This is a genomic window from Lysinibacillus louembei (genome assembly GCF_033880585.1).
In the GTDB taxonomy this organism is placed as follows: domain Bacteria; phylum Bacillota; class Bacilli; order Bacillales_A; family Planococcaceae; genus Metasolibacillus; species Metasolibacillus louembei.
On the sequence record NZ_CP137624.1, the window covers coordinates 2,621,462 to 2,641,219 of the forward strand.

At 40.3% G+C, this 19,758-nt stretch carries 20 protein-coding genes; 15 read left to right on the plus strand and 5 right to left on the minus strand.

The window, feature by feature from the left end:
* Nucleotides 1–8 precede the first annotated feature (8 nt).
* The 3 genes from R6U77_RS13075 to R6U77_RS13085 all read left to right on the plus strand — a co-directional run bounded on the left by R6U77_RS13075 (nucleotide 9) and on the right by R6U77_RS13085 (nucleotide 1,814).
* On the plus strand, nucleotides 9–464 hold the full coding sequence (locus R6U77_RS13075) for an ACT domain-containing protein (protein ID WP_293920760.1): 456 nt from the start codon (nucleotides 9–11) through the stop codon (nucleotides 462–464).
* Nucleotides 465–550: 86 nt separating this feature from the next.
* The gene (gene pheA, locus R6U77_RS13080) at nucleotides 551–1,420 is read left to right on the plus strand and encodes a prephenate dehydratase (RefSeq protein WP_319835962.1); all 870 of its coding nucleotides are present in this window, start codon (nucleotides 551–553) and stop codon (nucleotides 1,418–1,420) included.
* A gap of 10 nt (nucleotides 1,421–1,430) precedes the next feature.
* Nucleotides 1,431–1,814, plus strand: coding sequence for a thiol-disulfide oxidoreductase DCC family protein (locus tag R6U77_RS13085; RefSeq protein ID WP_319835963.1), 384 nt, complete (start codon nucleotides 1,431–1,433; stop codon nucleotides 1,812–1,814).
* Nucleotides 1,815–1,912: 98 nt separating this feature from the next.
* Here the strand turns inward: R6U77_RS13085 and R6U77_RS13090 are convergent, their stop codons facing one another.
* Complete coding sequence (locus tag R6U77_RS13090) at nucleotides 1,913–3,073, minus strand: GGDEF domain-containing protein (protein ID WP_319835964.1); 1,161 nt, start codon at nucleotides 3,071–3,073, stop codon at nucleotides 1,913–1,915.
* Nucleotides 3,074–3,171: 98 nt separating this feature from the next.
* Here R6U77_RS13090 and R6U77_RS13095 point away from each other — a divergent pair, with 98 nt between their 5' ends.
* Entirely contained in the window at nucleotides 3,172–5,103 is a 1,932-nt protein-coding gene (locus R6U77_RS13095; protein WP_406601045.1) for a GTP-binding protein, read from the plus strand.
* A gap of 36 nt (nucleotides 5,104–5,139) precedes the next feature.
* Here R6U77_RS13095 and R6U77_RS13100 read toward each other — a convergent pair whose 3' ends face one another.
* From R6U77_RS13100 to R6U77_RS13110, 3 genes are all read right to left on the minus strand, one after another.
* Nucleotides 5,140–6,000, minus strand: coding sequence for a hypothetical protein (locus R6U77_RS13100; protein WP_319835966.1), 861 nt, complete (start codon nucleotides 5,998–6,000; stop codon nucleotides 5,140–5,142).
* A 1-nt stretch (nucleotide 6,001) separates the two neighbouring features.
* Nucleotides 6,002–6,547 (minus strand): sigma-70 family RNA polymerase sigma factor, encoded by a 546-nt coding sequence (locus tag R6U77_RS13105; protein ID WP_319835967.1) that lies wholly within the window; start codon nucleotides 6,545–6,547, stop codon nucleotides 6,002–6,004.
* Between the two features lie 141 nt (nucleotides 6,548–6,688).
* Complete coding sequence (locus tag R6U77_RS13110; protein ID WP_319835968.1) at nucleotides 6,689–7,216, minus strand: transcription repressor NadR; 528 nt, start codon at nucleotides 7,214–7,216, stop codon at nucleotides 6,689–6,691.
* Between the two features lie 140 nt (nucleotides 7,217–7,356).
* On the opposite strand from R6U77_RS13110, the gene R6U77_RS13115 reads away from it, so the two are divergent.
* The 9 genes from R6U77_RS13115 to R6U77_RS13155 all read left to right on the plus strand — a co-directional run bounded on the left by R6U77_RS13115 (nucleotide 7,357) and on the right by R6U77_RS13155 (nucleotide 15,186).
* Complete coding sequence (locus R6U77_RS13115; RefSeq protein ID WP_319835969.1) at nucleotides 7,357–8,232, plus strand: LysM peptidoglycan-binding domain-containing protein; 876 nt, start codon at nucleotides 7,357–7,359, stop codon at nucleotides 8,230–8,232.
* A gap of 1 nt (nucleotide 8,233) precedes the next feature.
* Nucleotides 8,234–9,058, plus strand: coding sequence for a phosphotransferase (locus R6U77_RS13120; RefSeq protein ID WP_293920749.1), 825 nt, complete (start codon nucleotides 8,234–8,236; stop codon nucleotides 9,056–9,058).
* Nucleotides 9,059–9,167: 109 nt separating this feature from the next.
* Complete coding sequence (gene ruvA / locus R6U77_RS13125) at nucleotides 9,168–9,788, plus strand: Holliday junction branch migration protein RuvA (RefSeq protein ID WP_319835970.1); 621 nt, start codon at nucleotides 9,168–9,170, stop codon at nucleotides 9,786–9,788.
* Nucleotides 9,789–9,800: 12 nt separating this feature from the next.
* The gene (ruvB, locus tag R6U77_RS13130; protein WP_293920744.1) at nucleotides 9,801–10,802 is read left to right on the plus strand and encodes a Holliday junction branch migration DNA helicase RuvB; all 1,002 of its coding nucleotides are present in this window, start codon (nucleotides 9,801–9,803) and stop codon (nucleotides 10,800–10,802) included.
* A gap of 16 nt (nucleotides 10,803–10,818) precedes the next feature.
* Nucleotides 10,819–11,856, plus strand: coding sequence for a tRNA preQ1(34) S-adenosylmethionine ribosyltransferase-isomerase QueA (gene queA, locus R6U77_RS13135; RefSeq protein ID WP_319835971.1), 1,038 nt, complete (start codon nucleotides 10,819–10,821; stop codon nucleotides 11,854–11,856).
* 105 nt (nucleotides 11,857–11,961) lie between these two features.
* A complete protein-coding gene (tgt, locus tag R6U77_RS13140) occupies nucleotides 11,962–13,107 on the plus strand; it encodes a tRNA guanosine(34) transglycosylase Tgt (RefSeq protein ID WP_293920741.1) in 1,146 nt (381 codons plus the stop codon).
* A 126-nt stretch (nucleotides 13,108–13,233) separates the two neighbouring features.
* Complete coding sequence (gene yajC / locus R6U77_RS13145; protein ID WP_293920785.1) at nucleotides 13,234–13,482, plus strand: preprotein translocase subunit YajC; 249 nt, start codon at nucleotides 13,234–13,236, stop codon at nucleotides 13,480–13,482.
* 170 nt (nucleotides 13,483–13,652) lie between these two features.
* Nucleotides 13,653–14,462, plus strand: coding sequence for an SH3 domain-containing protein (locus R6U77_RS13150; RefSeq protein WP_319835972.1), 810 nt, complete (start codon nucleotides 13,653–13,655; stop codon nucleotides 14,460–14,462).
* Between the two features lie 76 nt (nucleotides 14,463–14,538).
* Entirely contained in the window at nucleotides 14,539–15,186 is a 648-nt protein-coding gene (locus R6U77_RS13155) for a DUF421 domain-containing protein (protein WP_293920739.1), read from the plus strand.
* On the opposite strand, the gene R6U77_RS13160 is transcribed toward R6U77_RS13155, so the two are convergent.
* Nucleotides 15,160–16,653, minus strand: coding sequence for a putative polysaccharide biosynthesis protein (locus R6U77_RS13160; protein WP_293920736.1), 1,494 nt, complete (start codon nucleotides 16,651–16,653; stop codon nucleotides 15,160–15,162). The two genes, R6U77_RS13155 and R6U77_RS13160, sit on opposite strands and share 27 nt — an antisense overlap.
* 94 nt (nucleotides 16,654–16,747) lie before the next feature.
* Between R6U77_RS13160 and R6U77_RS13165 the strand changes: the two genes are divergently transcribed.
* Together R6U77_RS13165 and secDF are read left to right on the plus strand one after the other, a co-directional pair.
* Entirely contained in the window at nucleotides 16,748–17,050 is a 303-nt protein-coding gene (locus tag R6U77_RS13165) for a post-transcriptional regulator (protein WP_319835973.1), read from the plus strand.
* Between the two features lie 371 nt (nucleotides 17,051–17,421).
* Complete coding sequence (gene secDF, locus R6U77_RS13170) at nucleotides 17,422–19,686, plus strand: protein translocase subunit SecDF (RefSeq protein ID WP_319835974.1); 2,265 nt, start codon at nucleotides 17,422–17,424, stop codon at nucleotides 19,684–19,686.
* The last annotated feature ends 72 nt before the right edge of the window (nucleotides 19,687–19,758 follow it).

Consider the following 19,758-nt stretch of genomic DNA (forward strand, 5'->3'; position numbering starts at 1 on the left):
TAGGAAAGATGAAAAACATAGCAAATCAGCGCTATTATTTAGTGCGTGAGGATGTTTTGACAGATGCGATGCAAAAAACATTAGAGGCAAAAGAATTATTACAAACGGGTGCTGTCGCCTCGATTTGGGATGCGGTCAAAGAAGTGGATTTATCACGTAGCGCATTTTATAAATATCGCGATGCTGTTTTTCCTTTCCATTCTATCGTACAAGAGCGCATATTGACATTGTTTTTGCAGCTACAGGACCGCAAAGGCTCCTTAGCTAAATTACTTGAAACGATTTCAGAGGCACACTGCAATGTATTAACGATACATCAAACGATACCGATTCAAGGGCGTGCAAACGTTACGTTGTCGCTAGATGTGACGAATATGGCGGTTGATTTAAATGAATTAGTTCAGCTATTAAAGCGCCTTGAATTTATCGAATCAGCGGAAGTCATTAGCTCAGGTGCGTTATAAAGAAAGGCTGTCATACGATATGTATGGCAGTATTTCTTTAAATACTGAAAACTGAAAATTTTGAAATAAAGAGAGGGAAATATTAAATGTCAACACAAAATTGGGAAAAGCGTATCGCTTATTTAGGACCGGAAGCATCATTTACATATTTAGCGACAAAGGGCTTATTCCCAAACGATTGGCTCATGCCACAAGCTTCGATTCCTGAATGTATTGAAGCTGTGGCAGAGGGGAAAGTGGAGCTTGCAGTTGTTCCTTTAGAAAATGCTTTAGAAGGCTCTGTGCCGTTAACAATTGATTACTTATTCCATGAGGCAGACTTATATGTAGTAGGGGAAGTAACATCGAAAATCCAGCAGCATTTAATGGTGCATCCAAAACAAGTGGAAAATTGGCAAAGCATTGAAGCGGTATACTCCCATCCACATGCGCTAGCACAATGTCATAAATATTTATTTTATCGCTTTAGCGGTGTGCCGTTGCACCAATATTCATCCACAGCTGCTGCTGCAAAGCTTATTGCAGATTCACCAGAGCAATGCATCGCGGCGATTGCCAATAGCGCGGCTGCGGAAAAATATGGCTTAACAATCGTAGAGAAAAACATTCACGATTTTCATTTCAACCATACACGCTTCTTCGTTTTATCAAAAGAAAATATTCGTTTGCCTAAAATGGATAATGAAGTAGCAAAAACAACATTTATGGTGACATTGCCATCAGATGTATCCGGTGCACTTCATCAAGTGCTATCGGTATTTGCATGGCGCAAGCTGAATTTGAGTAAAATTGAATCACGCCCATTAAAAACAGGCTTAGGGGATTATTTCTTTATTGTTGATGTATTAGCGGATGAGGAAGAACCGATGATGAAAGGTGCGGTAGAGGAGCTGCATGCGCTCGGCTGTACCGTCAAATCTCTCGGTACATACTATAGTTACACAACACCAGAATGAGGTGAGGACAATGGCAATTGTATTATTTGATGGACAATGTCATTTTTGTGATGCAAGTGTTCAATTTATTATTAAGCGAGACCCGCAAGCCTATTTTCAATTTGCATCATTGCAGAGTGATGTAGGAAAAGAGCTATTAGCACGCTATCATGTACCGCCAACAGATAGTATCGTACTAGTCGAAAATGAAAGCTATTATGTACAATCAACAGCCGCCTTAAAAATTGCGCGACGACTGCAAGGTGGCTGGCGCTTTGCTTATCTATTTATCGTTGTACCTGCCAGTATTCGCAATATTGCATACAATCTCATTGCAAAAAATCGCTATAAATGGTTTGGGAAAAAAGAGTTATGCGAATTGCCATCAGCGGATGTGCGTCAGCGTTTTTTATAGGGGAAAGGTTAGGGAGCTTTCTACAAAATCATGTTAAGTAAATGCTTAATAAAAAAAGGGTGTTGGAAAAGATTTTTCTTTTCCAACATCGTTTGGCGTTAAAAGCTCATAGCATAAACTTGATTACGTCCATTTTCCTTAGCGTGGTATAAAGCTTTATCTGCATTTTTATAGAGCCCATCTAGAGATATAGTTGTGATAACCTCCGTTGTAGCAACGCCTAAGCTTAGTGTGCATGCTGTTGAAATATATTGAAATGGGTGATGTAAAACGGCCATGCGCAAAGCTTCTGCTAGCTGCTTCGCATTGTCACGATTGCAATTAGGTACTAAAATAACAAATTCATCTCCACCATAGCGACCGAAAATGGAGTCTTTTGGCAGTGTATTGGTAATTAACTGCGAAATTTCCCTTAATATATAATCCCCAATATCATGCCCATATGTATCATTAATTCCTTTAAAGCGATCAATATCGAAAATAATAAAGGATAATTGTTTTTTTCTCTTTAATTCTGTAGCAATTAACGCATTTGCACGTTGAATAAAGGCACGTCTATTATAAATATTCGTTAATTCATCCAGCATCGCCATTCTTGTTAGCTCAATATCGGTTTGTTCCTTTGCAAGTAAAATAAAGCCAATGCTGCCAACTAACATCTCAATAAAACGTGTTAAAAAAGCAAGTGTTTGGTATCTGTTTTCTGCAAAAAGTGTGACATCTGTTGAGATAAATAAGGCATTGTATGCACGAAACATAAGTGATAGAGCGATAGCACTATATAAAATCAGCATAATATATTGTAAAATGGACGTTTTCCGATTTTGGTAAAAGGAGTAAACTGGAAATATAATAAGTGTGAAAATCGTAATAGAAATAACAGCAATGCGCACATTTTCAAAATTATAAAACAAAATAGCTGAATAAAAGCTAAACAAACCTATTAATGTTACAATAAATACAGTTCTTTTGACAGTTGTTGTTAAGCATTTAAGCAGCATTAATAGTGCAATACATTCTATCATTGTTCCAATAAGCAACGAGGTATTGCTTAAAAAAACAGAGAGGGTAAATGGTAGGATGTCACGTAATAATAGCATAGTGAATGCGATAACTTGTAGGAGTTTTCCTAAAACAAAAGTCCAAACAGTGCGATTATTATATTGATAACTATATGCAGAAATGAGTATAATGGTACAGATATTTCCAATAACTAGCAATGAGATGACTGTTTTCATATCAAGCAGCAAAAGTGACATACAAATGGACTCCTAACTGAAGTATCGAATAAATTGTTACTATTATACACAAAATGATGACTAAAGTCGATTGGGAATCTAATGGAAAAGGTGAAATGATGTTTAAAACAATTGGGATTTTAGCACATGTAGATGCGGGAAAAACAACTTTTTCTGAGCAGCTACTTTACCATATGGACAGCATTAAAGAAAAAGGGCGTGTTGATAATCAAGATGCACATTTGGATTATCATGCACTGGAAAGGGCACGTGGCATTACAATTTTTGCAGAGCAAGGACGCTTTCAATATGAAGGAGATACATATACATTAATTGACACACCAGGCCATGTCGATTTTTCACCTGAAATGGAGCGCGCAATCCGTGTGATGGACTATGCCATTGTGATTGTTAGTGCTGTAGAGGGCATTCAAGGGCATACGGAAACGGTTTGGCAATTGCTGCAAAAATACAATGTGCCAACTTTTTTATTTATTAATAAAATTGATCGTGAGGGCGCAAATCCGCAGGAGGTGCTTGCGGCGATGCGTCAGGAGCTATCTGAGGAAATTTTATGGATAGAAGAGGATTATCATGAGGAGGCTGTAAAAGAATGGTTAGCAGAGCGTGATGAACAACTGCTCGACCTCTTTCTAGCTGGTGAATTGGATGAGGCAATGGTAAAGCAGCAACTTCAACAGCAAATTGCAGCACGCCAGCTTTTCGTCTGCATGACAGGCTCTGCATTAAAGGATGAAGGCGTGTACCCATTTTTCGAGCAGCTTGCAAAATTAACTATGACAAGCTTTGATGCAATAGCACCATTTCAAGCAGAGGTATTTAAAATTCGGCATGATGCTAGCGGACAGCGACTAACGTTTATGAAGGCATTGCAGGGGCGTTTACAAGTGCGAGATGCCTTTACATTTGATAAAAAGACAGAAAAAGTAACAGAAATTCGACAGTATAATGGTGCGAAATTTGAAACGGTCACTTCGGTTGAGGCAGGCGAGGTTTTTGCTGTCAAGGGCTTGAGCCAAGCAGCTATTGGCCAGATTTTAGGTGGTACAGAGGACGCGGTTGCCTTTGAATTAGTGCCAACATTACAAGCAAAGGTCGTTTATCATGGCGCTTTACATATGAAGGAAGTGTGGCAACAGTTCCGCTTATTAAATGAGGAGGAGCCGTCATTACGTGCCATTTGGCAGGAGCAATTACAGGAAATCCATGTACATGTTATGGGGGTCATTCAGCTAGAGGTGCTTGTAGAAATTGCCAAAGAGCGCTTCGACCTAGCCATCACGTTTGCTGATCCGCAAATTATTTATAAAGAAACAATTGCTTCAACGGTGACAGGCTATGGACATTTCGAGCCGTTGAAGCATTATGCAGAGGTACATTTATTGATGGAGCCCATCGCACGGGGAAATGGGATTCAATTTGTGAATGCTTGTCATGCTGATCATCTATCGATCGGCAATATGCGCTTAGTGGAGCAGCATTTATTTGAAAGAGAGCATCATGGTTTATTAACAGGCTCTGCCTTAACGGATATGAAATTTACGCTACTGACAGGGCGAGGGCATGTAGAATATACGTCAGGTGGTGATTTCCGAGAAGCGACCTTCCGTGCATTACGCCAAGGCTTGGAGCAGGCAGAAAATATTTTATTAGAGCCTTATTATGATGTTAAAATGAAGGCAGCAAGCGATTTTATTGGGCGCATGATGCTTGATATACAGCAGGCACATGGAACCTTTGAGCCACCTGTGATGACAGAAACAACTGCAATGCTAGTTGGAAAAGTGCCTGTTGCAACATTTATGAATTACAGCGCGATTTTTGCAGCGTATACGAATGGTAAAGGTGTATTAAGCTTACAATTTGCAGGCTATGATGTATGCCATAACACAGAGGAAATTATTGCGCAGAAAAACTATGATAAAAACGCAGACCCACTTTATACGTCATCAAGTATTTTTTGTAAAAGGGGCAAAGGGGAAGTAATTCCTTGGGATGAAGCAGAGCAGGCAATGCATTGTTTGAAATGAAACAAGCTAGAAAGCGACTGCTTTCTAGCTATTTTTTTATTCAGTATCCTGTAATGTGAGCGTTAGTGTATCATAGGAGTCACCAGTAATAACAAGCGTGTAGTAATCGCTGTAAGAGTTATCTAAAGAAAACGGCTGTGCGATTTTTCCTCGCTGTTTATTTCCTTTATCATCGTTATAGTCAAAGCTGACATCCAACGTAATCGCATGATGGAATGTATCCTCCGCACGGGGAATTTTAAATGACAAGGAGCCATTATTCTCAATGTTGTTTTTTGGCACTGTGTAGTTCGCCCCACCGATTGTCAATTCAACATTTGATAGGTTAATTGCTGATTGGTTGACAAATTGTAGCTCGTATTCCTTGCTTAAATAGCGGGAAGCGCTATATCGATTGCCATCTGGGTCTACAACGATACGCGGTGCAATTTTTTCAAATGTTAAAATCAGCTCTTTGTCGCTATAAACAAAGTAAGTTGTTCCTTCTGTTTTGACCGAAACATTATGATAATTCAGCTGTCCGGGTGGTACTTTAAAATGCTCTTTACCCTCCATCTCTTCCTCAGTGAAAAGCGACTTAGGAACGATGACTAGGTTGTTGTCATGAAAGTAAAAATATGAAATATGCTCACCATGCCGTTGGGTGTTGAATATTAGTCCATCTAAGTCACTATCTGAAATACGATAGCTTGCTGACTGTTCTTTTTGCAAATAAGTGGCACCAATTAATAGAAAAATAATAGCTGATAAAGCGAGTACGATGCGCGGCATCCAGCGGGCTTGTTTTTTCTGCTTTGTTTTTGCATGAATCGTTGCACGTTCTCTATGGGTAAATTGTGCTTCTTGAAAAATATGTTGCTCCAATGCGGCGGGTAAATTTTTTAATTGCTTTTCCATATTAATCCCTTCCTTCTAACAAAGTTTTCAATTTCTCGCGAGCTCGCTTTAAACGTGTCTTTACTGTATTGTCACCACAGCGTAATATGGTTGCGACTTCATGAACAGATAATTCCTCATAGTAATAAAGCAAAATGACTTCTCGATATTTAGTAGGCAATGTGAGTACAGCATGTGCTAATGCTTCATTTGTTTCTTGCTGGATTACAAAATGCTCCGCATGCAGTGAGGTAGGGAGCTGTTGATCAAAGCCGCTATCCTTCACAATGATTCGCTTAAACCATGCTGTACGGTAATAATCCTTTGCGCGATTAATGGCGATACGATAAATCCATGCTTTATATGATTGGATAGTATGTCTTTTGTTGTATTGCTCGTAACAGGTAAGGAAGACATCTTGCACAATTTCCTGTGCCTTGCCCCAATCCTGAACATAGCTAAAGGTAAGCTTTGTGAGTGGTAGTCCGTATGTATCCATTAATGTATCAAGCCATGCTTCGGGTGTATCCAATACCGTATCGAATGGGATATTTTCTGCTCGTGTCATCATCTCACATCCTTTCTTGCCCCTAAGACGACGTAAAAATGGAATGCGTTTCAAAATTTAGAAATAAAATTACGTTCCAGATTGTATTTTGTGACCTTGGTCTAATGAAAAAGCTGTCGGAAAAAAATTCCGACAGCCATTTTAATTTTCTACTAAATAGCCTTTTTTTCTCAATCGTTCCTCAGCTAAATCGAGCAAGCCTTCAGAAGATGCGCTAATGATGTGCATATGTGTGCCATCTGTGAGCGCGGATAAATAACTGGCATTAGCATCCTCGATACGCTTCACAAAAGCCTCTACTTCGGGGCGATTGGATACCATAATGGAGGCAGTAATTTCTCCATAAATTGCATGATCGACAATCACATTTTGAATCGTCACACCGCAATCAACAATCGTATACATCTCGTCCAATGCTTGCTCAGCACTATGTGAACAAACGACTTTGCGCTCAATATAAGCTGCTTTTTCTAAAGGCATATATAAATAGCCCTGGCTTGTAGAAATGATTGGCTCATTGCGTGCCTTTAATAAGTTCATATCGTTGACAATCACTTGGCGTGATACATTGGCATGCTTTGCTAAATCTGTGCCTGTAATTGCTTTACCAGCTGTTTTTAATAATGACAATAGCTCGTATCGGCGTTCTTCGCCTAACATTTTTTTCATGCTGTCACCTCCGAATGATTTTATGTATATCAATAATTTGTCCAAACATAGTGTAACATGAGAGCGTCTTGATGCGCCTAAAAGATTTGTGTCCATTTTTTTATTTTCACATATGATAAAGCGAGAAAAGGAGGATGCCCATGCGAGTTCATGTTGTCCAAAAAGGCGATACACTCTGGAAAATTGCAAAGCAATACAGCATTGGCTTTGATGAGCTAAAACGTTTAAATGCACATTTAGCTAATCCAGATTATATCGTGCCAGGAATGGAAATTTATTTGCCAGACGGTCATCACGTGAAGGAGAAACCAAAAGAACATATTAAGGAAAAGCCGATTGAAAAGCCACACAATGTTGTGCCACCACACACACCGGCACCGCAGCCACCGAAAGTGGAGCAACCAATCGCGCCACAGCCACACTGGCAGCCACCGCAGCCTGTATGGCCAGAGTTCAATTTATACATGCCTTGGCATATTGATATGATGCAAATGCAGCCGATGATGCCACCACCACAAATGCAACAGCCAATCATGCCACCACCGCAGCCACCGATGATGCCGTTACCAGAAGTCCAAAAGCCACCAAAAGTGGAGCAACCAATCGTACCACGTCCTGAAATTCAACAACCGCCACAAGTACAGCAGCCAATCATGCCGTTACCAGAAGTTCAACAGCCTATGTTACCACCAATGCAACAGCCGATGTTTCCACAAATGATGCCATGTCAGCCAATGCCACCGATGTGTATGCCACCAATGCAGATGATGTGTTGTAGCCCAATGCCTATGCCATACGATATGATGATGTATCCACAAATGCAAATGCCAATGCAGCCATATCCAAACATGCCACAGTTTGTAGAAGGAGAGCAGCAAGCTTCGCCTATGATGGAACATGGAATGTGTACAGAAAACATAAGTGACGAAATGAATCAGCCTTACCCATATGCTCCATGCCCGCAAATGATGCCATTACCATGTCAGCCAATGCCATGCCCACCATGGCAATATTAATATGTACATTAAGCACAATTGCTGGAAATGGCAAACGGCAGCAGGCGCATTTTTTGTTAAAAAATATGATGATATAGTGATTGAAAAAAAAGTTAAAAATATTCATCAAAAACTAGCTAATATCCATTTTCCTTATCATATTCCGATAGCGAACAACAACGATGGGCTTGTGATTCAAAAGTGGCATGAGGGGCGTAGCGCCCGCTTTCAAGAAAAGGAAGAGCGATTGGCGGCTGTTAATTGTTTACAGGCACTTCATGATACGAGCACAAGCATTAATTGGCAATTGGAGCCATTACCACGTCAACACCTACCGCGAAAATGGCGTGCACGATTTGAGCGCTTTTTAATGCACGAACAGGCCTTAACACAGTATTTGAAAAATGACTATGAAACAATTATTCAAATGGCATATAAAGGCTTACGCAATATGCAGCCAGTTCCAATGCAATTAGGGGAAGCAACCTTATTACATGGCGATGTAGTGCATCATAATTTTTTGAAAACAGAGCACGGCATGCTGCTAATTGATTTTGATTTAGCGGTGCTTGGCTCTCCAATTGATGAGATGATTTTATGGATGCACCGAGCGCTCCCAAATGTCGATTATGATGTAGCATTGCTTTTAAAGGAGCATCCTTATACAGAGATTTGTAAGACGCAGCTCTCTTATATTTACTATCCTAATGAGCTGTTGCGAGAATGGCTATATATTTTGCAGTTAGATAAGGAAGAGCGCGAGCCTTTTTTAGATTACTTAATACCGTTTACTAAAAAAGCATTACGACATTGGCCAAAATTAATTGCACAAATCGAGCAATACTAGAAAGATGTCTGAAAAGCATTGTGCGTGCTTTTCAGACATTTGCTAGTTCGTTGTACAGAAATGCCGAACAAATATGCTATAATGAATGCATGATTGTGAGGGATGAAAGATGTATGATTATTTAAAAGGACAGGTGACGCGTATAACGCCTGAATACATCGTCATAGAGCAGCAAGGAATTGGCTGGCGATTGTTTACACCGAATCCATTTGCCTTTCAAAAAACAGCGAATGAGCAACAAGTTTTTTTACATATGCATGTGCGTGAGGATGCGCAATTTTTATATGGATTTACAAGCTTAGATCAGCGTGAATTATTCCGCAAGCTCATCCAAGTTTCAGGAATCGGACCAAAGGGCGCCTTGGCGATTTTAGCGACAGGCAACCCTGTCCAAGTTATTCAAGCGATTGAAATGGAGGACGAGTCCTTTTTAGTGAAATTCCCAGGTGTAGGGAAAAAAACGGCACGCCAAATGATTTTAGATTTAAAAGGAAAGCTTGGAGCGCTGTTAGACAATGTGGAGCTCCCGAGCGCAGAGAAAGAGCTGCCATTATTCGGCGTTAATCCGTATAAGCATGAGCTAGAAGAGGCACTATTAGCATTAACAGCACTTGGCTATGCAGAGCGTGAGTTAGCAAAGATACAGCCTCAGCTTGAAGCGGATGAGACATTAATGACGACGGATGCTTATATGAAGCAGGCGTTACAGCTACTATTGAAATTAAAGTAGGAGGAATTAACAATGGCAGATCGAGTGATTTCGAGCGAAGCGAATGCGGCGGAGGAACAGCTCGAGTATTCTTTACGCCCGCAGTCACTTGCACAATATATTGGGCAGCATCAAGTGAAGGATAACTTGAAAATTTTCATAGAAGCGGCGAAGCAGCGACAGGAATGCTTAGACCATGTGCTACTTTACGGACCACCAGGGCTTGGGAAAACGACATTAGCTACAGTTATTGCCAATGAGATGGGTGTACAAGTGCGTATGACAAGTGGACCAGCGATTGAGCGACCAGGTGATTTAGCGGCAATTGTGAGCAGCCTAGAGCCTGGCGATGTATTATTTATTGATGAAATTCATCGCCTGCCACGTGCGATTGAGGAAGTGCTGTATCCTGCGATGGAGGATTTTTGCTTAGATATCGTTGTCGGCAAAGGACCAGAAGCACGCTCCATTCGCTTGGACTTGCCCCCGTTTACATTAGTTGGTGCGACAACGCGTGCAGGTGCATTATCAGCCCCATTACGCGATCGCTTTGGTGTCCTATTGCGTCTTGAATTTTACGATGAGGACGCATTAGCTCAAATTGTCATGCGCAGTGGGCAACTTTTCGATGTGGAAATGGACGAAACTGCCGCCTATGAAATTGCTCGTCGCTCAAGAGGAACACCTCGTATAGCGAATCGTTTATTAAAGCGAGTACGTGATTATGCACAGGTCATTGGTAACGGGCAAATTTCGCTGTCGCTTGCACAGCAGGCACTTGAATTACTGCAAGTCGATCCGCTCGGCTTAGACCATATTGACCATAAGCTGATGCTTGCAATGCTAGAGCGTTTCCGTGGCGGTCCTGTTGGTTTAGATACGATTGCAGCATCTATCGGCGAGGAGCGCGTGACGATTGAAGATGTGTACGAGCCGTATTTACTGCAAATTGGCTTTGTCCAACGAACGCCACGAGGGCGTATTGCAACAGCACTTGCATATGAACATTTTGGCATAGCGCCACAACAATCTTAAATAAAGGACGTTTGTTATGAAAGTAGAAGATTTTGATTTTGATTTACCAGAACAATTAATTGCCCAAACACCGCTATTAGACCGCACTGCAAGTCGTCTATTAGTCGTTAACCCCCATTCTACGGAGCTAGAGCATCATCAATTTGCGCGTATTGTAGATGAATTGCATGCAGGGGATTGCCTTGTCTTGAATGATACGCGCGTATTACCTGCACGCTTAATGGGTGTCAAGGAGGATACAGGTGCAAATATTGAGCTATTGCTATTAAAGCAAACGAATGACGATGAATGGGAAACGTTAGTGAAGCCTGCTAAACGTGTGAAAATCGGTACGATTGTGACGTTTGGTGAAGGCTTATTACGTGCGGAGTGCATTGGGGAGCTTGACCATGGTGGACGCATTTTTAAATTCCAATACGAAGGTATTTTTTATGAAATTTTAGAGCGCTTAGGGGAAATGCCTTTACCGCCATATATTCGTGAAAAGCTTGACGATCAGGAGCGCTACCAAACGGTGTATGCAAAGGAGCGCGGCTCAGCCGCTGCACCAACAGCAGGCCTGCATTTTACAGAGCCATTGCTAGAGGCGATTCGTGCAAAAGGTGTAGATATTGCTTTCGTCACATTGCATGTTGGTTTAGGTACATTCCGCCCTGTTAGCGTTGAATCAATTGAAGATCATGATATGCATTCCGAATTTTATAGCGTATCTGAAGAAACGGCTGCTATTATTAACCGCACAAAAGCGAATGGTGGCAAAGTGATTGCTGTCGGTACGACATCGACACGTACACTCGAAACGGTTGCCTCAAAGCACGATGGGAAAATCGTTGCAGAGCAAGGCTGGACAGCTATTTTCATTTATCCTGGCTACGAATTTAAGGCGGTGGACGGCTTGATTACGAACTTCCATTTGCCAAAATCGACCTTGGTGATGCTAGTGAGCGCTTTAGCAGGTAAGGAAACGATTTTGCATGCCTATAAAGAGGCTGTAGACGAAAAATATCGCTTCTTTAGCTTCGGCGATGCGATGTTTATCCGTCCAGTAAAATAAATTGCTATTTATAGCAACACATTATAAAATAAATTTTTGTGTGCATCGTCACATAGTTAAATCCGAGGTACTGTTTTTACCTTTAAGAGAGAGGGATTTTTTTCAATGACACAACCAGCAATACGCTATGAATTAATTAAAACATGTAAGCAAACAGGGGCACGCTTAGGCATCGTGCATACGCCACATGGCTCGTTTGAAACGCCAACATTTATGCCTGTTGGAACACAGGCAACGGTGAAAGCAATGTCACCAGAAGAACTAAAGGAAATGGATGCAGGCATTATTTTATCAAACACTTATCATTTATGGTTACGTCCAGGTAATGATATTGTCAAAGAGGCGGGTGGTTTGCATAAATTTATGAACTGGGATCGCCCAATTTTAACGGATTCAGGCGGCTTCCAAGTATTTTCTTTAAGCAAATTCCGTAAAATTGAGGAAGAGGGCGTTTATTTCCGCAACCATTTAAATGGCGATAAGCTATTTTTAAGCCCTGAAAAGGCGATGGAAATTCAAAATGATTTAGGCTCAGATATTATGATGGCTTTTGATGAATGTCCACCATATCCAGCAACATATGATTATATGCTGCAATCTGTTGATCGCACAACGCGTTGGGCAAAGCGCTGTAAAGAAGCACATGCACGTCCAGAGGAGCAAGGCTTATTTGGTATTATTCAAGGAGGGGAATACGAGGACTTGCGCCGTCGTTCCGCAGAGGCACTTGTTGAATTAGATTTCCCAGGCTATGCAATCGGTGGTTTATCTGTAGGTGAACCAAAGGATATCATGAACCGTGTACTCGAATTTACTGCACCCTTAATGCCTGAAAACAAGCCGCGCTATTTAATGGGCGTTGGCTCACCAGACTCTCTGATTGATGGCGCGATTCGTGGTATCGATATGTTTGACTGCGTATTACCAACACGTATCGCACGCAATGGTACATTAATGACATCGGAAGGGCGTATGGTCATTAAAAATGCAAAATACGCACGCGATTTCCGTCCAATTGATGAAAACTGTGATTGCTACACATGTAAAAACTATACGCGTGCTTATGTACGTCATTTACTGCGCACAGAGGAAACGTTCGGCTTACGTTTAACGTCTTACCATAACTTACGCTTCTTAATTAAATTAATGGAAGATGTACGTCAAGCAATTCGTGAAGACCGTTTAGGAGACTTTAAGGAAGAATTTTTCGAGAAATATGGCTATAATGTGCCGAATCCGAAAAACTTCTAAGCGAAAAAGTGACGAAAGTAGAAAATTTCAGAAAAAAATAGTTTTCTAATCGCTTTTTTAGTATCGTTTATACTATACTTAAAAAGTGAGATTTTGAAAGGGGGAAATACTTTGAGTGGCACATTAATGCAACTAGTACCAATTTTAATCATGTTCGTTGCGATGTGGTTTATTTTAATCCGTCCAGCACAAAAAAGACAAAAAGCGACGGCAGAAATGCAAAACAGCATTAAACGCGGTGATCGCGTTGTGACAATTGGTGGCTTACATGGTGAAGTAGATGCGATTGAAGATGCATTTGTATATTTAATCATTGCAGATAACGTACGTGTGAAATTTGAAAGACAAGCAATTGGTCGCGTTGTAGTAGACTAATTGACTAGAAGCTGTTAGAAAAGTAGGAAATGCTACTTTTCTAGCAGTTTTTTTATTTACTAGAGCCTCACAAAGCTAAAGGTTTTTTCTACTCCACTATATATTGCTTATTTTGTTAGGGAAATGGTATGATTTTTTTAAATCCTCTTAGCATAAAGGAGAGAAAAAGTATGAAGCGAATTATTATTGTAATGATAGCACTTTTATTGGTAGTATTAGGTACCGTCTATCCAAGTGACAAAATCGAAGCTACGGGCAAAACGATGTATGTCAATGCTAAAAGCGATATTATTTTACGTGACAAACCGGCAAAAGACGCTAAGCAATTGAGTACAGTAAAAAATAAAACAGCGGTCACAGTTTTAGGTACAACAAAGGAATGGTCACATATTCAAGTTGGTAAGCAAAAAGGCTATGTATATTCTTCGGCTTTATCTGCGAAAAATCCGAATAAAAAAGAAGCGCCTGTTGTGACAGGTGGATTATATCCTAAAGTAGGACTTGAACTTGTATATATTCCAGATATTTTAGGGAATGTTAAGAGCAAGTACTATACTCTTGGCGAGGACAAACCTCAATATGCCTCAGATAAAACATTCAGTTCTAACGTTGGTTTATATTCGAATGTTGGTGATAGTTACGCGGACATCTCGATTGTAGATGTTGTTCGGAAAGGCTCAACGGCAAAAGAACTATGGATTGGTACAGGAACGGTACCGTGGTATATTTATATGTATCCAATGAAAGAGGGAACATATACATATGGATGGTCGGTAAATATAGGGGAAGAAAGGGAATTAGATAAAATTTTTGTAGAAAGTACATCGAAGACAATAACTGTAAAAGCAGGTACTTTCCATAATGTTGTTATTTTAAAGCATCCAAATAATTACCGCCACTATTTTGTGAAGGGAGTAGGGCTTATTAAATCAACAGATGGAAAAGGTAATATTATTGCAGAGTTAATTTCAATTAAATAAACGTTATCAAAATGGTTAGAAAATAGTATAAAAACCCTCTTTCTGCTCACAATAAGCAAAAAGAGGGTTTTTGCGTATGGAAGAGTATTTATTAATTATTGCGCGAACAATTTTTCTTTATTTCCTTGTGCTGTTTGTCTTTCGCATTATGGGCAAGCGTGAATTAGGTGAATTAAGTATTTTGGATGTAGCGGTATATGTACTAATTGCGGAAGTTGCTGCCCTGGCTCTTGAAGACGTGGATAAGCCATTTTTTAAATCTGTTTTACCAATTATATTACTGTTTGCTATTCAATATATAAATGCCATTTTTATTTTAAAAAATAAGCGCTTGCGTGATGTAATTGACGGAGATCCAACGATTGTTGTACGCGATGGGGTGATTTTAGAAAATGCGATGGTGAAGCAGCGTTATAATTTAGATGATTTATTTCAGCAAATGCGCGAGCAAGGCATCAGCTCTGTGCAATCGATTGCCTTTGCTTTTTTAGAGCAATCAGGAAAGCTATCCATTTATATGAAAGATGGACCAGCCTTCGTTTTGCCAATTATTGTCGATGGTTATTTGGATAAAAAGCACTTACGTTTAATTGGCAAAACAGAAGAGTGGCTGGAGGATGAGCTACGTGCACAAGGCGTTTATTCGGTAAAGCGTGTTTTTTATGCCTCTTATGAGGGAGGACAATTGTATGTGCAATTAAAGTCGCGAAAAAATAGCTCGTAAATAACGCAAATCTGTCCAGCGAATTTGGCGCATAATGATAAGTAAAAATGTCACCATGAGCAATGTGATCGCATTATCAATCCAAAAATGCCCTGTCAATGAAATAAATGATTGAAACGTCGCGACGACGATAAATATCCCATAAGGTACAACAAAAATTTGATAGCCGACACCGATGCGAGGATGCTGACGCAATGTAGCGATATGTAAAAATGATGTAATTAATACACCAAAGCCAATCGCAATAATTGCTCCCTTTTCTTGGATAAATGGCTGGGAGGCGAGCGCAAATAAAATAAAGAGCTTGGCTAAACCGCCATAGACAGAATTCATCATCGCGGCACGTGCCTCATCAACAGCCTGTAAAATGGAGTGCAAAGGACTTTGCACATAATAAAAGTAAAAAATAGGTGCCAAAATTTTCATAAAGCCCCGATTTTCCTCTAAGTGAAAAAGCTTCATTGCAAGCTCGTCACCATAAATGAAAAAATATGTGGCGGCGAAGCAGCCGATAATAGAAGAAAGGCGCAAGGAAACAGCGACACGCTCGGTTAGTACCGCGGTATTATTGCGTGCAACAGCATCGCTAACGGCTGGAATCAGGACGATAGCTAACGCATTTGGTATGAACGATGGAAATAGCAGTAATGGAATATGCACACCTGAAATAACACCATACAGCGTAGTGGCGGCAGTGGCGGCAAGCCCTGAAACGGTTAATGCTTTTAAAAAAATAATCGGCTCTAAAAACCATGTAAAGGTGCCAAACATTTTACTACCAGCAGAAGGCAGGGCAATGCGAAATAGTGGTGCAGCGGGATAACTATTTGTCTTTTGACTATATTTCTCCTTAGCATAATGAAAGGCTAAAAATAGCAAGGAGAAAATTTCACCGAGCAATGTAATAAGCATAGCACCTGCTGCGGTAAGACTCGCATCTGTATGAACAAAGTAGGGCAAAAGCAGCGTAACGAGCGCGATGCGTAATACTTGCTCAAGTAATTGTGCCCAAGCGGTAGGTGTAATTTTTGCTAAGCCTTGCAAATACGCTTTAATTAAGCTTGCATAAACAACGATTGGCACCGTTAGCAGTGATACCTTTAATGTAAGGGCAATCGCTTCATTTTGCAGCAATGTGCGCGCTAGCCATGGCAATGAAAAATAAAGAGGCGGCAATAAGATGATAATGGCAATTGTGGAAATAAAAATAGCCTTTGCCATAACGGCTTGTACATCGGCATCGCGCTTTTTTGCTCGAAGCTCTGCTGTCAGCTTTGCTACAGCAATTGGCAAGCCGAGCTGGGCGATAGAAATGAAAAAAATAAAGGTTGGATAAGCGGTCATATAAATACCAACTGCCTCTTCTCCTGCAACACGCATAAATTGCATGCGATAAAGAAAGCCGAAGCATTTCGATAAAAAAATGACAACGATTAAAAAAATTGTACCTTTGATAAATGATGCCACTAGCGCCATCCCTTCTCAATTTATCTTTTTTGATATACACTATTTGTATGCAGGACGAGTAGTGATTACAACTTTCAAACAGAGGTGGGCTATGATGACGATTCGTTATAACGAGCTTTTTGACCATGTGTATGTTGTGCTTCAAAGCAAGATAGAAGAATTTCGTTTTCTTCAATATCGATCACTAACAGAGGAGGAGCTTTGGAATTATTGCATCGATCGGAAATGGCGTAAAAAAGAAATTGAAAGCTTACCTATTGCAGAGATAGTAGCAACAGTTTTTGATTTAACACCATCGGAAGTATTAAATTATCATCGATTCGTATCTCATCAAGCATTGGATTTACAAAGCGAGCTAGCTGCCGTGCTATTTCACGCAAAAAGTAATAGTCTGTGAACAATAATAAAAAGATAGGCTAGATGAAGAAAAATGTGTTATTCAATATTTGACAGCTAGCCAATCGTGTTTCATAATAAGCATATTGTGTGCATTCGTTTTTTAGAATGGCTTTTTAAGGCTGCATCATGTAGCCGCTACATAAGTGAACGGAGAACATGGCGCATAGGCGCTTTTTCTCATGGTTTAATGAATGTCCAAATATTAACTGAACCAAGAGAAAGGCCCCAGCGGATGTCACGGATTTTGATGAGAAGGCCTGCATGATGCAGGTCAGTTAAGAGCTTGCTCGAAAAAATCCAGACGCAATTATGCCAAGGCGTAATTGATTATGCACAAATTCGTGCGTTAAGTTTAGAGGAGGATTTACAATGAAATTAGCAAACCGTATTATTACCTTTACACTAATTGTTTTATTGCTATTTACAGGTATGGGTACAACGGTTCAAGGAGTTTTAGACAAAGTAAAACTCGGCTTGGATTTACAAGGTGGCTTTGAAGTATTATACAAAGTGGAAACATTGGATGGATCAAAGGTGACACCGAATGTGTTAACTGATACGAACGAAGCGTTAAACCGACGTGTCAATGCCTTTGGTGTGAGTGAGCCTTCCATTGCAGTAGAAGGGGAAAACCGTATTCGTGTACAGCTAGCTGGCTTAGATGACCAATCATCTGCTCGTGAGCTTTTATCAAGTACGGCAAACTTAACATTCCGCGATGTGGACGATAATATTTTATTGGACGGCACGGATTTAAAAGAAAATGGTGCAAACGCAACATTTGGCGATCGTAACCAGCCGATTGTGACATTAACATTGAAGGATGCATCGAAATTTGCAGAAGCAACTCAAAAAGTGCTAGAAAAAGGACCAGGTAAAAATCTACTGGTTGTTTGGCTAGACTTTGAAGAAGGTGTAGACTCTTATGAAGCAGAAGCAGGGAAGGAAAATCCTAAATTTGCCTCTGCTGCAACAGTAGATCAAGTATTAAATACAACAAATGTAATGATTCAAGGGAACTTCTCAGTAGATGAGACGAAAACTCTTGCATCCATTTTAAACTCAGGCTCATTGCCTGTAAAATTAACAGAAATTTACTCAACTTCTGTTGGGGCACAATTCGGTGAAAAAGCATTAACAAGCACGGTATTTGCAGGTGTAGTTGGGGTACTCGTTATTTTCGTATTCATGCTGCTGTATTACCGTTTACCAGGTATCATTGCGATTGTGACATTAACGGTCTTTACGTATCTTGTCCTCGTTGTCTTCAATGGTATTAATGCGGTATTAACGCTACCAGGGATTGCCGCAGTTGTGCTTGGGATTGGGATGGCTGTTGATGCCAACATTTTAACGGCCGAGCGTATTCGGGAAGAGCTGCGCGTTGGTCATGATGCGAAAGATGCATTCCGACTCGGCTCGAAGCAATCGCTATCTGCGATTGTCGATGCACAATTAACAACATTGCTTGTAGCCATCGTTTTATTCTATTTCGGGACAAGCTCTGTTAAAGGCTTTGCGACAACATTAATTATTACGATTTTATTAAGCTTCGTGACAGCTGTTTGGGGCTCTCGCATGCTGTTAGGCTTACTTGTTAATAGCGGCTACTTTGATAACCCTGCTTGGTACGGCATTGCAAAATCGAAGCAGCATAAATTAGAAGAGGGCTATAAAGCGCTTGATTTAACAACGAAATTTGATCGCCTTGACTTTGTAGGGCATCGTCGTAAGTTTTATGCTTTCTCAGTAATTATTTTAGTTGTAGGTATCGCCATTATCGGTATTTTCCGCTTAAATTTAGGCATCGATTTCTCAAGTGGTACACGTGTGGAAGTTTTAGCAGACCGTGCGGTTACGCAAGAGGAAATGGTGGCATATTTCGATAAAATTGGCATTGCCAATGAAGATGTTGTGATTTCGGGTGAAGAGCAAAATACTGCAGTCGCTCGTTATAAAGTAGAATTTTCACAGCAGGAAATTTTAGATTTAAAGGCAAAAATCAAAGAGGACTTTGGACATGAGCCAAGTGTAAGTGCGGTGTCCTCAACAGTTGGAGAAGAGCTTGTGAAAAATGCCATTAAAGCATTAATCATTTCGACAATTGGTATCATTATTTATGTAGCGATTCGCTTTGAGTGGCGCATGGGTATCGGTACGATTATTTCCTTACTGCATGACGTATTCTTCATTGTGGCGATTTTCAGCTTGCTGCGTCTAGAGGTAGAAATTACATTTATTGCCGCGGTGTTAACGATTGTTGGTTATTCCATTAACGATACGATTGTGACATTTGACCGTATTCGTGAAAATGTTGACCATGCAGGGAAGATTGAGACGAAAGAAGAGCTGGCGAATATCGTCAACAGATCGCTTCGTCAAACAATGGGACGCTCTGTCAATACAGTTTTAACGGTAATTATCGTTGTTGTGGCATTGATTTTCTTAGGAGCACCATCGATTCAAAACTTCTCTATCGCCTTATTAATCGGTCTTGTGACAGGTATGTATTCATCTATCTGTATCGCAGCGCAAATCTGGTATTCATTAAAAGTACGTGAAATGAATAAAACAGGCGGCGCTGTCGTGAAAAAAGAGAAAAAACAATGGGGTACAGACGAGCCTGTTGTATAAGCTATTGGCTGTTGAAAAAGTGGATGTATATCTGTCTTTCTCAACAGCCTTTTTGTTTTTTCTAAAATAGAA